Consider the following 14,870-nt stretch of genomic DNA (forward strand, 5'->3'; position numbering starts at 1 on the left):
CATGGCGAAGGGCATCGAGATCCGCGCGGCGCATTTTCCCGGCCGCGCGCCCATCGAGGCCTATGGCAATGGTGGCTTCCGCTTTGCCTCCATGTCGCATCGCGGCTCGATCCTGTGCCTGCCGTCGGGCATCTACGGCTGGGACGGCACGGCGGACGCGCCGTTTACCGGCGAGCGGCTCGGCATGGTGTTCGAGGAAGCCGAGGAGATCGGCTTCCTCCTGTTCGGAACGGGCAGGGACATCAGGCGGCTGCCGCCGGCGCTTGGCGACCGCATGCGCCAGGCCGGCATCGCCTGCGACCCGATGTCGACCGGTGCGGCAGTGCGGACATTCAACATCATGCTGTCCGAAGGGCGGCCGGTGGCCGCCGCCCTCGTCGCCGTCGACTGAACATCGTCTCGGCGAGCTCTGCGGTACGCTGACGCCCGGAACAGCCGTCGCCGAGCCTGCCACCCGACGCCATCTCCCATTGCGGGCAGTTGACCCGCGATCGCAGCCGAGGCTCTGACGGACGGCCATGACGGATCTGAACGAGACCTATGCCGAGTGCCTGCGCCTGGTCGAGACGGCCGATCGCGACAGGGCGATATCGCTGGCCTTCGTCCCGGCCGACAGACGCAATGCCATCGCCGCGCTCTACGCCTTCAACATCGAGACCGCGCGGGTGCGCGATTCGGTGAGCGAGCCGATGCCGGGCGAGATTCGCCTGCAATGGTGGCGCGACGCGCTGGCGGCGCCCGACCAGGGGGCTGCCGGGCATCCGGTGGCCGCGGCGCTGGCGGACACGATAGAACGGCATGAGCTGCCGCGCGCCGCCTTCGACCGGTTGCTGGAAGCGCGCATCTTCGATCTCTACGACGATCCCATGCCGTCCAGCGAGGCGCTGGAAGCCTATGCCGGCGAGACCGCGTCGACGCTGATCATGGTCGCAGCCATGGTGCTGTCCCGCGAGGAGGCCGAGACGCAGGCCGACGCGGCGGGGCATGCGGGTGTCGCGCAGACGATCGCCGGCGTCCTGCGGCTTCTGCCCCAGCACCGGGCGCGCCGACAGGTGTTCGTGCCGGCGGACATCCTTTCGGCCGCCGGATGCTCGGCCGAAGAGCTGATCCGCGGCGAACGCGAGCCGGCAGGCCGCGCCATCGCGGCGATGGCCGCCTTCGGCCGCCAGCACGTGGGAGCCTGGGCACCGGGGATCGGGACTATTCCAAAGGCGCTGCGCCCGGCATTCCTGCCCGCGGCCTTCGCGAGCCGCTACCTCGATCGCATCGCGCGCGATGGGGCTGCGACGCTGGACCGACCCGCGGAGATCGGGCCGCTGCGCAAGGCTTATATCGCCTGGCGGACCATGCGGCGCTGACGGCAGGGATCGACGGCCAAGGCCATCCGGGGTTACATCGCCTCCTGCCGATCAGGTGTCCGAGCCGCGATCAGACTTTCCCACCGATCCGAAAGCCGGCCGAGCGATGGCACTGCGTACAATGAGATCCGCTCCCCGCCATGTCGGGCATTTCTCCCGATCGCTGGCCGAGGGCGCCGGCATCGCGGCTGTCCGCTTTCCCCTTGCGACCCTGCTGATCCTTGCGATCGCGATTCTGTCCAATCTCGCCCTCCGCGGCGTCTATCCCGTTGCAGAGGATGATCTCGCCTGGCTGCTGGCGGCCTTCTACGGGGCGGCGGCGTCCTCGGTGGGCATGACGCTGGCAATGGAGGCGAGGGGAGCGTCTGCGACAGCGCGACACGGCGGTTCACTGCTCGTCGGCCTCGTCGTGGGGCTGGGTATCTGGTTCGGCCCGAGCCTGTCGGTGTTTCCCCCGCCGCTGATCGCAGCCGCGACATTCGCCGTGCCGCTGGCCGGTTTCGTCGGCCTGCGCGATTCGGAGCGGTTCTGGGTCTTCACCTTCTGGACGGGGATCGGCGCGAGCCTGGCCTTCGTGTCCGTGCTGCTTTTCGTCCTCGGCCTGTCGGCGATCCTGGAAATGATCCGCTACCTCTTCGACGTCGGCCTGCCGAGCGACGCCTATGAGCACATCTTTGCCACCGCCTTCGCGCTGGTGGGGCCGCTCTTTGCCCTTGGGCGCATTCCTCGCAGCTTCGACGAGACGATGCCAACGGGCCCTGACGAACGGCTGGTGTCCGGCTTGCGCATCCTGTTCGATTGGGTCGCGGTGCCGCTGGTTCTGGCCACCGCGCTGGTTCTGCACCTGTACGCCGCGAAGATCCTCGTCACCGGCGAGGTGCCGAAGGGCGAGATCGGCTGGATCGTCACCTTCTTCGCATTGTTCGTGCTGACGCTGCGCATCGCCGTCGATCCCTTCCGCTCCGGCGCGGCGGCGGCCACACGGCTGTTCACGCGCTTCTTTGCCTTCGCCATCCTCGTGCCGCTGGCGCTGCTGGCCTATGCCATCTGGCTGCGGATCGGGGCGCAGGGCTTCACGCTCGAACGCTATTACCTGCTTCTGGGCGCGCTGGCGGCGGCGCTGGTCGTGGCGCTGCAGCTTCCGCGGCCGACCCGCGGCGACCTGCGCTGGATGGCCGCCGTGCCGATCCTGCTTCTCGCAGTCTCCGCCTTCGGCCCATGGGGTGCCTACGACACGGTCGGCCGCAGCCAGGCAGGGCGCATCATCGACCGGTTCGTGGAAGACGGGGCGGGCGGCCGCCGGCTGACCGGCGCGGACCGGCTGGAGCGTTACGCGGCCGAATTGCGCTCGCGTCTTTATGTGCTCGACGAGGTGGACCAGCTCGACCGCCTGGCGGGGCTGCTGCCGTCCGACATTTTGGAAGACAACACTGCGGACCGGCTCTCACGGATCTTCGCTGCGCTGGAGCTCTCCGGGCCGGTCGGCGTGCAGGAACTGCGCAGCTTCACGGCCAATGCGCCGACCACCCTCGACATGGCCGGCTTCGACCGCATCATTCTCGAGCGTGCCGTGGGTGCGGCCGAACCGGCGGTTTCCGACGATCGGCCGCTTACGGCGGATCAGCCGGCGCTGCGTCTCGAGGGCGGTGATCTGCTGCTGCGAATCGGCGCCGCCGAAGACCGATTCGACCTGGGCGGGGCGGTCGATGCCTTGCCCGAGACGGTGTTCTCGACGCTGCCGGACCAATTGCCAATGCAGATCGTGGACCTGACAGGCGCGAATGGACGGACGGTGCGGCTCGCCCTGCGCCAGATCGTGCGTGATCGGGCCGACGGCACGATCCTGTCAACGCTCATGAGCGTCTCTTACCGCACCGCGGAATGGCAGGAGCGCCCGGGCGGGTAAGCCCGCATCCGAGCGCCCGGCGCAGCCCGGCGGGCGCTACTCCGCCGCTTCGGCGATCGCCGGACGGCCGAGCCAGGTGGCAAAGTCGGCGAGCGCACGCGCCGATAGCGCCTTCTTCTTGGCGATCGCCTTGTCCTTGCCGCGGAAGCGCGTGACGCCTTCCGGCCGCTGGATGGCGCCCGGTTCGAGCGGCGGGAACAGGCCGAAATTGATGTTCATCGGCTGGAAGGACCGCTTGCCGCTCTCTTCCTCATGGGCGAGATGGCCACCGGTGATATGCGCAGCCAGGGCGCCCATGGCCGTCGTCTGCGGCGGCGGTGCCGCCGCTTCGCCCAGACGCTCGGCGGCGGCGAAGCGGCCGGTCATCAGCCCGACCGCAGCCGATTCCACATAGCCCTCGCAGCCGGTGATCTGCCCGGCGAATCGGATATGCGGCCGGACCTTCAGCCGCAGCGTCGAATCGAGCAGCGTCGGCGAGTTGAGATAGGTGTTGCGATGCAGGCCGCCGAGCCGGGCGAACTCGGCGTTCTCGAGGCCCGGGATCATTCGCAGCACGGCTGCCTGGGCGCCGTATTTCAGCTTCGTCTGGAAACCGACAATGTTGTAGAGCGTGCCCAGGGCGTTGTCCTGGCGCAGCTGCACGACGGCATAGGCCTTCACGTCCGGCTGGTGGGCGTTGGTCAGGCCCATCGGCTTCATCGGGCCGTGGCGCAGCGTCTCGGGCCCGCGCTCGGCCATGATCTCGATCGGCAGGCAGCCGTCGAAATAGGGCGTGCCCTCCCATTCCTTGAACTCGGCGCGATCGCCTTCGACGAGGGCGGCGACGAAGCGCTCGTAGGTATCCTTGTCGAGGGGGCAGTTGATGTAGTCCTTGCCCGTCCCGCCGGGGCCGACCTTGTCGTAGCGCGACTGGAACCAGGCCTTGTCCATGTCGATGGAATCGAAATGGACAATGGGCGCGATGGCGTCGAAGAAGGCGAGAGCGTCGGTGCCGGTCGCCGCGCTGATCGACTCGGCGAGCGCGGGGGCAGTCAGCGGCCCCGTCGCGACGATGCTGGGCCCCCATTCCTGGGGCGGCAGGCCCTCGACCTCGCCGCGTTCGACCGTGATCAGCGGATGGCCTGCAATCGCCTGCGAGACCGCGCCGGCAAAGCCCTCGCGATCGACCGCGAGCGCGCTTCCGGCCGGAACCTGGTGGGCATCGGCGCAGCGCATGATCAGCGAATTGGCGAGCCGCATCTCGGCATGGAGGACGCCGACGGCATTGCTTTCACTGTCGTCCGAGCGGAACGAGTTGGAGCAGACGAGTTCGGCGAGCTGGTCGGTCTTGTGGGCCTCGGTTCCGCGCCCGGGCCGCATCTCGTGCAGCACCACGGGCAGCCCACGCTCGGCGATCTGCCAGGCGGCTTCTGAACCGGCGAGCCCGCCGCCGACGACATGAATGGGGTGTTTCGACATGGACCGAATCTAGCAGCGGCATGCGGCGATCGAAAGGCCCCACAGCCGAGGCGCGGCGATCTGCGTGCCCGCCGGAAGATTTTCCGGCCCCAAACGACAACACCCGCCGGGGGGAGGACCCGACGGGTGTCGCATTGGGACCCGCGCTGGGAGGAGGATGCGCAGGTCGTATCCGCTTCAGGCCCGGGAGGAGGTGGACCCTACGCGAAACCGGGGTGCTCTGATCGCCCGACGGGGGGAGGACCCGACGGGCGACTGAGAGATGCCCGCGCTGGGAGGAGGATGCGCAGGCACTTTTTCCGCCTCGGGCCTGGGAGGAGGAGTGGCCCTTGGCGAAGCTCTGTTATTTCGTGGCGCCCGCCGGGGGGAGGACCCGGCGGGCGACTAACTGAGATCTGCCTGGGAGGAGGAGTGGCAGATCTCGATCCGCTTGGGTCCTGGGAGGAGGACGGACCCTTGCGAAAGGCTTGGTGCGCCGGCTGTCAGCCGATGGCGCGGCGCGCGACCAGATTGATGTCGCTGCGGGCGATGCCCAGATCGGCGAGTTCGCGCTGCGACAGACGGCTCAGTTCGTTGACGGTATCGCGGTAGCGGCGCCAGTTGTTGTAGGAGCGGACCAGGTTCATCGGACTATCCTGCGGGTCACTTAAATCGATTGAAGCGGCGGGGTGTTTCGTGTCTGCGTCGCTTCGATGATTGGAAGTTAGGCGGCCGGGCAGGCAGCCGGTAGAGCCTTCGTTGCATGGCAGCCTTGCGATTTGTGCAACGCAACACGCCGCCGCGCGCCACGATGCGTGGCGGATCCGCGCCGACGGGGGTGGGTGCGTCGCGGCAGGATCGTCCGGTCGTTCGGCACCCAATCGACGGAAATGGCGCAATCGTCGGCGAAAAAGCCATGCAATCATGCCGATTGCGCCCCATATAGGCCTTTCGTGGCCGCTAGGCCGGTGATATAGAGGCGCGCGCCTCGCGTCGCCCACCGTACGGCGCTTCATGCGGGTGTGGCGGAATTGGCAGACGCACTTGGTTTAGGTCCAAGCGCCGAGAGGCATGGGGGTTCAAGTCCCTCCACCCGCACCAGGCGGCCGCTTTCACGGAATTCATCTCGGGTCGGCCTGAATGATCGGTCGGTTCGAGCACATCAAGAAGGTATCCAGAATGCAGGTAACGGAAACCAAGGCCGAGGGCCTGAAGCGCGAGATCGAGATCGTCGTGCCGGCCTCGGATCTTGAAGCGCGGCTCCAGACGCGGCTCTACGAAGCCAAGGACCGGGTGCAGCTGAAAGGTTTCCGGCCGGGCAAGGTGCCGGTTGGCCATCTGCGCAAGATGTACGGCAAGTCGCTGATGGCGGAGATCGTCAACGAGATCCTGACCGAGACCCCCCGCAATGTCATCGCCGAGCGCAACGAGCGTTCCGCCATGCAGCCCGAGATCGGCATGTCCGAGGACGAGGGCGAGGCCGAGAAGGTGCTGAGCGGCGGGGCGGACTTCAAGTTCACCCTCAGCTACGAGACGCTGCCCTCCTTCGAGATCAAGGGCACCGACGGCATCAAGATCGAACGCCCGATCGTCGAGGTAGCCGACGAGGAGATCGACGAGCAGGTGAAGCGTATCGCCGAGAACGCCCGGACCTACGCTGCCAAGAATGGCGCGGCGGCCGAGGGTGATCGGGTCACCATGGACTTTGTGGGCAAGGTCGACGGCGAGCCCTTCGAGGGCGGCGCGGCGACCGATTCCAATCTCGTGATCGGCTCCAAGCAGTTCATTCCCGGCTTCGAGGACCAGCTGGTCGGCGTGAAGGCCGGCGACCAGAAGACCGTCGAGCTGACCTTCCCCGAGGATTACGGTGCAGCGCATCTGGCCGGCAAGGCGGCGACCTTCGACGTCACCATCAAGGAAGTCGCGGCTCCCGAGGAGACCGCGATCGACGACGAGTTCGCTACCAAGCTCGGTGTCGAATCGCTCGATCGCCTGAAGACCGTCGTACGCGAACAGATCGAGAGCCAGTACGGCCAGGCGACGCGCCAGAAGGTCAAGCGCCAGCTCCTCGACGCCCTCGACGAAGCCTATGATTTCGACCTGCCGGAGAAGCTGGTCGAGGCCGAGTTCACCAACATCTGGAACCAGGTGCAGAGCGAACTGACCAACAGCGGCAAGAGCTTCGAGGACGAGGACACGACCGAGGAGAAGGCGCGCGCCGAATATCGCCGCCTTGCCGAGCGTCGGGTTCGTCTCGGCCTCGTCCTGTCGGAGATCGGCGAGAACGCCGGCGTGCAGATTACCGACGAGGAGCTGCAGCGCGCCATGTTCGAGCAGCTGCGCCGCTATCCGGGCCAGGAAAAGGAAGTCTACGAGTACTTCCAGAAGAATCCGGACGCCGTCGCCAGCCTGCGCGCGCCGCTCTACGAGGAGAAGGTCGTCGACCATCTCCTGAGCGAGGTGGACGTGACCGACAAGACCGTCAGCAAGGAAGAGCTGATGGCCGAGGACGAAGACGACAAGGATGCCGCGCTCGCCTCGTAAGGCGCAGCGTCGCCGTGACGTTCGTCACCACGCAATCTGCGAAAGGGCCGACGCGAGTCGGCCCTTTCGCTTATGTGGCCGCAGGAGCGGGGTTTCGTCCCGCCCAAGTCTGGTCAAAGCTCTCGCCGACAGAGACGGGCCGCCGCGCGGACGCCTCGCGTCGGCATCTCGCCAGCAGCCGGTCCGTCGGCGCGGCTGGCGCGCCATCATCCGGCCCGACCACAGAACAGGCATAACCCCGGCATGCTTCGATTCCCGACGACTGGCATTTTCGCGTTTCTCTTCGGCCTCCTGCTGTTTACCGGAGCGAGCCTGGCCCAGATTCCAGGACTGGCGATCGGCGGCTCTACGGAGACCGAGGCGAGTACCGCCGCCGACCCGTCGCTGGACGATCTGATCGGGATCCTGGAGAACGACGATACCCGCGCCAAGCTGATCGAATCGCTGAAGGCGGCGGCCTACAGGGCGCCAGAATCGGCAGAGGCAGCCGATGCCGCCGCCGCTGGCGCCCCGCTGACGCTGCCCGGAGAGATCGCCCTGTGGACGCGTTCCATGGCGGGGGGGCTCTTGGAAACCTGGGACCAGGTCTCGGAGAGTGTTTCGTCGGCGTCGCAGATGCTGTCGGGCGCCAGCCGGATCGACCTGCCCGTTCTAATCGAGGCGATCCTGCCGGTGGCGCTGGTGGCGCTCGTCGTCTTCGGCGTGCTGTTCGCCAGCCGGCTCATCAAATATCCGATCTTCCGGCGGCTCGCGGATACGGCGGAGCGGAGCGGCCCGATCAACAAGCTGCTCCTGCTGATCGTCTCCTCGGTCGTCGATGCCCTGTCGGTGGTCGTCGGCTGGGCCGCAGGCTACGTCGCCGCAGTGCTCTTCTTTGGCGGGAAACCTGGCATCAACCAGGCCCTGTTCCTGAACGCCTTCCTGTTGATCGAGATGGTCAAGGTCGGGCTGGCGAGCTTCGTGTCGCCGTCCTTCCCGCAATTGCGGCTGACGCCCTTCTCGAACCGGCAGGCGAGCTACTGGTATTTCTGGATCTCGCGGCTGATCTCGATCCTCGGCTACACCTTCATGTTCGTCGCGCCGATCGTCCAGCAATCGTCGAGCATCGCGGCGGCCGAGGCGGTGCGCTTCATCGTGGTGGTGCTCAGCCTCCTGTTGACCATCGGGCTGATCCTGAAGAATCGCGGCGTCGTGCGCGAGCGCCTGAAGCGCCGCAAGCAGGCCGGCAATCGTTCGGTCGGCGCCTGGGTCTACGCATTTCTCGGCCAGATCTGGTGGGCCCTGGCGATCGGCTTCGTGGTGTCGCTGTTCGTCGTCTGGGTCCGCAGTCCCGTATCCGGGCTCGCCTTCATGACCGAGGCCACCCTGAAATCCATTGCCGCCATGGCGGTCGGGGGGCTGATCGTGTCGGTGCTGTCGCGCATGATCGCCCGCGGCATCCCGATCCCGCAGAACATCAATGATCGGCTGCCGCTGCTGGAGCGCCGGGTGAACTCCTTCATTCCCAATGCGCTGACCGTCCTGCGCGGGATCGTCATAGTGGTGGTGCTGGGGGTGATCCTGGAAGCCTGGAACATCCTGTCCTTCAGCGACTGGCTGGCGAGCCCACTGGGGCAGCGATTTGCCGGTGGGCTCCTCGGCGCGGGCATCATCCTCGCCGTCGGCGTGTCGATCTATATCGGCGTGTCGTCCTGGGTGGAGTACCGCCTCAACCCCAATTACGGCAGCGTCCCCACAGCGCGGGAGCGCACGCTCCTGTCGCTGTTCCGCAATGCCTTCACGATCACCATGATCGTGCTGGTGGCGATGCTGGTGCTGTCGCAGATCGGCATCGATATCGCACCGCTCCTCGCCGGTGCCGGTGTCGTCGGCCTCGCCATCGGTTTCGGTGCGCAGAAATTCGTCCAGGACATCATCACCGGCGCCTTCATCCAGATCCAGAACGCCATGAACGAGGGCGACATCGTCGAATTGAACGGCGTTTCCGGCGTGGTCGAGGAACTGACGGTCCGCTCGGTCGGCCTGCGCACCCTGGAAGGAACCTGGTATCTGATCCCGTTCTCCTCGGTCGATCAGGTGGCGAACTTCTCGAAGGACTTTGCCTACTATCTCGCCGATATCGGCGTGGCTTATCGCGAGAATGTCGACGACGTGAAGCAGATGATGTTCGACGCCTTCGACGAGTTGAAAACCACCGCAGTGGGCGAGAACCTCCTCAGCGAGCTCGACATGTGGGGCGTCAACGAACTGGCCGATTCGGCCGTGGTCGTGCGTGCCCGGGTGATGACCAAGCCGAGCACCCAGTGGGGGGTCGGACGGGCCTATCGCGAGATCATCAAGCGCATGTCCGACGAGCGCGGCATCGAGATACCGTTCCCGCACATGACCCTTTGGTTCGGCGAGGACCGCGCGGGCAATGCGCCGCCCGTGCGGGTGCGAAAGGATCTGGAGAAGGGTGTCGAGCGGCCCGAGATCGAAGCCAGCGCCAGTCCGAGCCCGCCGCACGCCGGCGACTACGGGACACGTGATTCCGACCACAAGCCGATTCCGCCCGGCGAGGGCGACATCGACAGTGCCGGCGAGGGCAGGGGCTGATTGCGTTCGGCCCCACCGGGGACCATATACACCGTGTTGTCAGATCCCTTGCGGTTCACGGCATTCGGCGGGGCAGACGCCTTGCATCGGCGCGCGGCCGAGTCCTATCTACTGAACGAGACGAATCCCTTCGCTATTCCCGCGGCACCGAGCGGTGCTGCTCCTCAGACAAGCAGCGAGACGACGACCGATGACACATCCCGTGGAAACCGCGATCAACCTCGTCCCCATGGTGGTCGAGCAGACCAATCGCGGCGAGCGCGCCTACGACATCTTCTCGCGGCTCCTCAAGGAGCGGGTGATCTTCATCACCGGGCCCATCGAGGATTCGATGGCCACGCTGGTCTGCGCCCAGCTCCTCTTCCTGGAGGCCGAGAATCCGAAGAAGGAGATCGCCCTCTACATCAACTCTCCCGGCGGTATCGTCACGAGCGGCATGGCGATCTACGACACGATGCAGTTCATTCGGCCCGCCGTCTCGACCCTGTGCATCGGCCAGGCTGCGTCGATGGGCTCGCTGCTCCTGTGCGCCGGTCACAAGGACATGCGCTTCGCCACGCCGAATGCTCGCATCATGGTGCACCAGCCGTCCGGCGGCTTCTCCGGCCAGGCCTCGGACATCGAGCGCCATGCCCAGGACATCATCAAGCTGAAGCGCCGTCTCAACGAGGTGTATGTCGAGCACACCGGTCAGGACTACGAGACGGTTGAACGCACGCTCGATCGTGACCATTTCATGACGGCCGAGGAGTCCCGCGAGTTCGGCCTGATCGACAAGGTCTATTCCTCGCGCGCGGCTCTCGAGGTCGAGGCAACTAAATAGGGCTGCGTCGTCACGCCGCGGCCACACTTGCACACCGATAGTGGCGGCGCCGCTGTTAAGCGCCGCTCAAGCAATCGACGCTACGCTGAACGATGTGCAAGAATGGCCGATGGTATCGGGTCGGGGCTTTCGGATGAAAGTCGCTTTGCCGAACGGCCCACAGGGCACTAGGTTCGGTAGACCAAACGAGAAACGGATCCCTGGAGGGGACCGGATCGGAAGGAAGGACGCATGAGCAAAACGAGCGGCGGCGACTCCAAGAACACGCTCTACTGCTCTTTCTGCGGGAAGAGCCAGCACGAAGTCCGTAAGCTGATCGCCGGGCCGACGGTCTTCATTTGCGACGAGTGCGTCGAGTTGTGCATGGACATCATCCGGGAGGAAAACAAATCCTCCATGGTGAAGTCGCGCGAGGGGGTGCCCACCCCGCAGGAAATCATCGCGGTGCTAGACGACTACGTGATCGGCCAGTCCTTCGCCAAGAAGGTCCTGTCGGTTGCGGTTCACAACCACTACAAGCGGCTGGCCCACGCGGCCAAGAGCAACGACGTCGAACTGGCCAAGTCCAACATCCTGCTGATCGGTCCGACCGGTTGCGGCAAGACGCTGCTTGCGCAGACGCTGGCCCGCATCCTCGACGTGCCGTTCACGATGGCGGACGCGACCACGCTGACGGAAGCCGGTTATGTCGGCGAGGATGTCGAGAACATCATCCTGAAGCTGCTGCAGTCGGCCGACTACAATGTCGAGCGGGCCCAGCGTGGCATCGTCTATATCGACGAGATCGACAAGATCAGCCGCAAGTCCGACAACCCGTCGATCACGCGGGACGTGTCGGGCGAGGGTGTCCAGCAGGCATTGCTGAAGATCATGGAAGGCACCGTCGCGTCGGTGCCGCCGCAGGGCGGTCGCAAGCATCCCCAGCAGGAGTTCCTGCAGGTGGATACCGCGAACATCCTGTTCATCTGTGGCGGCGCCTTTGCCGGTCTGGACAAGATCATCTCGGATCGCGGCCGCAAGACCTCGATCGGCTTTGCCGCCAACGTGGCGGGTCCGGACGAGCGGCGCACGGGCGACGTGTTCCGCCAGGTCGAGCCTGAGGATCTGCTGAAGTTCGGCCTCATCCCCGAATTCGTCGGTCGTCTGCCGGTTCTGGCGACGCTCGAGGATCTCGACGAGGCGGCGCTGGTCCAGATCCTGGAGGAGCCCAAGAACGCGCTGGTCAAGCAGTATCAGCGGCTGTTCGAGATGGAGAATGTCGAGCTGTCCTTCCACGAGGACGCCCTGCGCGCCATCGCCCGGAAGGCCATCGATCGCAAGACCGGTGCCCGTGGCCTGCGCTCGATCATGGAATCGATGCTGCTGGACACGATGTTCGACCTGCCGACGCTGGAAGGCGTGCAGGAGGTCGTCATCTCCGAGGACGTGATCGAGGGCAACGCCCGGCCGCTCTACATCTACTCCGAACGGAACGGGGAGAAGGAAAACGTCAGCGCCTGACGTCACCCTCAACTGGACGCAATGACGGTTTTGAAGCCCGTCCCGGCTTTGCGCCGGGGCGGTTTTTTTGTGCCAAGCGACACGAGTCTGCGCCATCGGCGAGCATCAGCAAAGCGCGCCGAATCGCTTGAATAGCAGGCTTGCGAAGCCCACATTACGGTCGTGATGGCGCTGGGCCGGCGTGCTTCGATGAAGGCGCAGGACCGGTGGCCGAAGACGGCGAATCTGCCGTAGAAAGGAATACCATGTCTGATACGCAAGAACCCCAGGGTGCCGGCGGGCCGGCTCTGTACCCGGTTCTGCCGCTGCGCGACATCGTCGTGTTTCCGCACATGATCGTGCCGCTCTTCGTCGGACGCGAGAAGTCGATCAAGGCTCTCGAAGAGGTAATGGGCGCCGACAAGCAGATCCTGCTCGCGACCCAGAAGAATGCCAGCGACGAGGACCCGACCGCTGACGCGATCTACGAGATCGGAACCGTCGCCAATGTCCTGCAGCTCCTGAAGCTTCCCGACGGGACGGTGAAGGTCCTGGTTGAGGGCATGGGACGGGCGCGCATCGAGAGCTTCTCGCCGCGCACCGAATGGCACGAGGCCTCGGCCAGCCTGATCGAGGAGGTCGAGGAAGACCCCGTCGAGATCGAGGCCCTCGCCCGCTCGGTGGTCTCGGAGTTCGAGAACTACGTCAAGCTGAACAAGAAGATCTCGCCCGAAGTGGTGGGGGCGGCCGGCCAGATCGAGGACTACTCGAAGCTCGCCGACACCGTCGCCTCGCATCTGGCGATCAAGATTCCCGAGAAGCAGGACATGCTGACCATGGTCAGCGTGCGCGAGCGGCTGGAAAAGGCCCTCGGCTTCATGGAGGCCGAGATCTCGGTGCTCCAGGTGGAGAAGCGCATCCGCTCTCGCGTCAAGCGCCAGATGGAGAAGACCCAGCGCGAGTACTACCTGAACGAGCAGATGAAGGCGATCCAGAAGGAGCTCGGCGACGGCGAGGACGGTCGCGACGAGATGGCCGAGCTGGAAGAGCGCATCAAGAAGACCAAGCTCTCGAAGGAGGCCCGCGAAAAGGTCTCCGCCGAGATGAAGAAGCTCAAGCAGATGTCGCCGATGTCTGCCGAGTCGACGGTCGTGCGCAATTATCTCGACTGGATCCTCGGGCTGCCCTGGGGCGTGAAGTCGCGCGTCAAGGTCGACCTGAAGAAGGCCGAGGAGATCCTCGAAGCGGATCATTTCGGTCTGGAGAAGGTCAAGGAGCGGATCGTCGAGTATCTCGCCGTCCAGAGCCGCCAGTCCAAGCTGAAGGGGCCGATCTTGTGTCTCGTCGGCCCTCCGGGCGTCGGCAAGACCTCGCTCGCCAAGTCGATCGCCAAGGCGACCGGTCGCGAATATGTCCGCATGGCGCTCGGCGGCGTGCGTGACGAGGCCGAGATCCGGGGCCACCGGCGGACCTATATCGGTTCGATGCCCGGCAAGGTCATCCAGTCGATGAAGAAGGCCAAGAAGACCAACCCGCTGTTCCTGCTCGATGAGATCGACAAGATGGGCCAGGACTTCCGCGGCGATCCGTCGTCGGCGCTGCTCGAGGTGCTAGATCCCGAGCAGAACTCCAGCTTCGTGGACCATTATCTGGAGGTCGAGTACGACCTGTCGTCGACCATGTTCGTCACGACGGCTAACACGCTGAACATCCCGGCGCCGCTGATGGACCGGATGGAGATCATCCGGATCGCCGGCTACACCGAGGATGAGAAGGTCGAGATCGCATCGCGGCATCTGCTGCCGAAGGCGATCCGCGACCACGCCCTGAAGCCCGAGGAGTTCTCCGTCAGCGCCGACGCGCTGCAGGAGATCGCCCGTCGCTACACCCGCGAGGCCGGGGTGCGGAACTTCGAGCGCGAACTGATGACGCTCGCCCGCAAGGCCGTCACCCAGATCCTCAAGGGCGAGGTGACCAAGATCGAGGTCACGGCGGCGAACCTGTCGGACTATCTCGGTGTCCCGCGTTATCGCTACGGCGAGGCGGAAACCGAGGATCAGGTCGGCGTGGTCACCGGGCTGGCATGGACCGAGGTCGGCGGCGAGTTGCTGACGATCGAAGGCGTGATGATGCCGGGCAAGGGCAAGATGACGGTGACCGGCAACCTCAAGGAGGTGATGAAGGAGTCGATCTCGGCTGCTGCCTCCTATGTGCGGTCGCGGGCACTCGACTACGGCATCAAGCCGCCGCTGTTCGAGAAGCGGGACATCCACGTCCACGTGCCCGAGGGTGCAACACCCAAGGACGGTCCGTCCGCCGGTGTCGGCATGGCCACGGCCATCGTCTCGGTGCTGACGGGGATTCCCGTGCGCCGTGACATCGCCATGACCGGCGAGATCACCCTGCGCGGGCGGGTCCTGCCGATCGGCGGCCTCAAGGAGAAGCTGCTGGCCGCATTGCGGGGCGGCATCAAGAAGGTGCTGATCCCGCAGGAGAATGCCAAGGACCTGGCGGACATCCCGGACAACGTGAAGAACGGGCTCGAAATCGTGCCTGTGTCACGGATGGGCGAGGTGCTTCGGCATGCGCTGGTCGAGATGCCGACGCCTGTCGAGTGGTCGGAGATCGATGAACCGATGTCCGGCCAGCCGCTGGTAGAAAATGGCGCCACGGCTGTTGCCCACTAGGCTCACTTGCATAATTTGTTAAGGATGCCGCCGCTCGTCGG

General features: G+C 65.5%; 10 protein-coding genes and 1 tRNA gene. 9 read left to right on the forward strand and 2 right to left on the reverse strand.

The window, feature by feature from the left end:
* Position 1 precedes the first annotated feature (1 nt).
* The 3 genes from VQ042_RS01585 to VQ042_RS01595 all read left to right on the forward strand — a co-directional run bounded on the left by VQ042_RS01585 (position 2) and on the right by VQ042_RS01595 (position 3,264).
* Entirely contained in the window at positions 2-391 is a 390-nt protein-coding gene (locus VQ042_RS01585; RefSeq protein WP_331814719.1) for an Mth938-like domain-containing protein, read from the forward strand.
* 136 nt (positions 392-527) lie between these two features.
* Positions 528-1,358 (forward strand): phytoene/squalene synthase family protein, encoded by an 831-nt coding sequence (locus VQ042_RS01590; RefSeq protein WP_442880006.1) that lies wholly within the window; start codon positions 528-530, stop codon positions 1,356-1,358.
* A 121-nt stretch (positions 1,359-1,479) separates the two neighbouring features.
* Complete coding sequence (locus VQ042_RS01595; protein ID WP_331814724.1) at positions 1,480-3,264, forward strand: DUF4153 domain-containing protein; 1,785 nt, start codon at positions 1,480-1,482, stop codon at positions 3,262-3,264.
* Positions 3,265-3,300: 36 nt separating this feature from the next.
* On the opposite strand, the gene trmFO is transcribed toward VQ042_RS01595, so the two are convergent.
* Positions 3,301-4,722 carry a methylenetetrahydrofolate--tRNA-(uracil(54)-C(5))-methyltransferase (FADH(2)-oxidizing) TrmFO gene (trmFO, locus tag VQ042_RS01600; RefSeq protein WP_331814727.1) on the reverse strand — a complete coding sequence of 474 codons (1,422 nt, stop codon included), beginning with the start codon at positions 4,720-4,722 and terminating at the stop codon, positions 3,301-3,303.
* A 482-nt stretch (positions 4,723-5,204) separates the two neighbouring features.
* Positions 5,205-5,348 (reverse strand): DUF1127 domain-containing protein, encoded by a 144-nt coding sequence (locus tag VQ042_RS01605; RefSeq protein WP_331814730.1) that lies wholly within the window; start codon positions 5,346-5,348, stop codon positions 5,205-5,207.
* 369 nt (positions 5,349-5,717) lie between these two features.
* Between VQ042_RS01605 and VQ042_RS01610 the strand changes: the two genes are divergently transcribed.
* The 6 genes from VQ042_RS01610 (at position 5,718) to lon (ending at position 14,829) form a co-directional block, all read left to right on the forward strand.
* Positions 5,718-5,802: transfer RNA gene (locus tag VQ042_RS01610), tRNA-Leu, on the forward strand.
* 78 nt (positions 5,803-5,880) lie between these two features.
* Positions 5,881-7,245, forward strand: a complete 1,365-nt coding sequence (tig, locus tag VQ042_RS01615) for a trigger factor (protein ID WP_331814733.1) — start codon at positions 5,881-5,883, stop codon at positions 7,243-7,245.
* Between the two features lie 243 nt (positions 7,246-7,488).
* Positions 7,489-9,840 (forward strand): mechanosensitive ion channel domain-containing protein, encoded by a 2,352-nt coding sequence (locus tag VQ042_RS01620; protein WP_331814736.1) that lies wholly within the window; start codon positions 7,489-7,491, stop codon positions 9,838-9,840.
* 190 nt (positions 9,841-10,030) lie between these two features.
* Positions 10,031-10,663: an ATP-dependent Clp protease proteolytic subunit gene (locus tag VQ042_RS01625; RefSeq protein ID WP_331814739.1), complete on the forward strand. Its 633-nt coding sequence runs from the start codon at positions 10,031-10,033 to the stop codon at positions 10,661-10,663.
* 231 nt (positions 10,664-10,894) lie between these two features.
* Positions 10,895-12,163, forward strand: coding sequence for an ATP-dependent Clp protease ATP-binding subunit ClpX (gene clpX, locus VQ042_RS01630; protein WP_331814742.1), 1,269 nt, complete (start codon positions 10,895-10,897; stop codon positions 12,161-12,163).
* A gap of 245 nt (positions 12,164-12,408) precedes the next feature.
* Entirely contained in the window at positions 12,409-14,829 is a 2,421-nt protein-coding gene (gene lon, locus VQ042_RS01635) for an endopeptidase La (RefSeq protein WP_331814745.1), read from the forward strand.
* The last annotated feature ends 41 nt before the right edge of the window (positions 14,830-14,870 follow it).

The sequence above is a fragment of the Aurantimonas sp. A2-1-M11 genome, assembly GCF_036549475.1.
Classification (GTDB): domain Bacteria; phylum Pseudomonadota; class Alphaproteobacteria; order Rhizobiales; family Rhizobiaceae; genus Aurantimonas.

Coding starts and splice junctions, on each gene's coding strand:
- VQ042_RS01605 (WP_331814730.1), bottom strand. CDS start 5,348: ATGAACCTGGTCCGCTCCTACAACAACTGGCGCCGCTACCGCGATACC.
- VQ042_RS01585 (WP_331814719.1), top strand. CDS start 2: ATGGCGAAGGGCATCGAGATCCGCGCGGCGCATTTTCCCGGCCGCGCG.
- trmFO (WP_331814727.1), bottom strand. CDS start 4,722: ATGTCGAAACACCCCATTCATGTCGTCGGCGGCGGGCTCGCCGGTTCA.
- VQ042_RS01620 (WP_331814736.1), top strand. CDS start 7,489: ATGCTTCGATTCCCGACGACTGGCATTTTCGCGTTTCTCTTCGGCCTC.
- VQ042_RS01625 (WP_331814739.1), top strand. CDS start 10,031: ATGACACATCCCGTGGAAACCGCGATCAACCTCGTCCCCATGGTGGTC.
- lon (WP_331814745.1), top strand. CDS start 12,409: ATGTCTGATACGCAAGAACCCCAGGGTGCCGGCGGGCCGGCTCTGTAC.
- clpX (WP_331814742.1), top strand. CDS start 10,895: ATGAGCAAAACGAGCGGCGGCGACTCCAAGAACACGCTCTACTGCTCT.
- tig (WP_331814733.1), top strand. CDS start 5,881: ATGCAGGTAACGGAAACCAAGGCCGAGGGCCTGAAGCGCGAGATCGAG.
- VQ042_RS01595 (WP_331814724.1), top strand. CDS start 1,480: ATGAGATCCGCTCCCCGCCATGTCGGGCATTTCTCCCGATCGCTGGCC.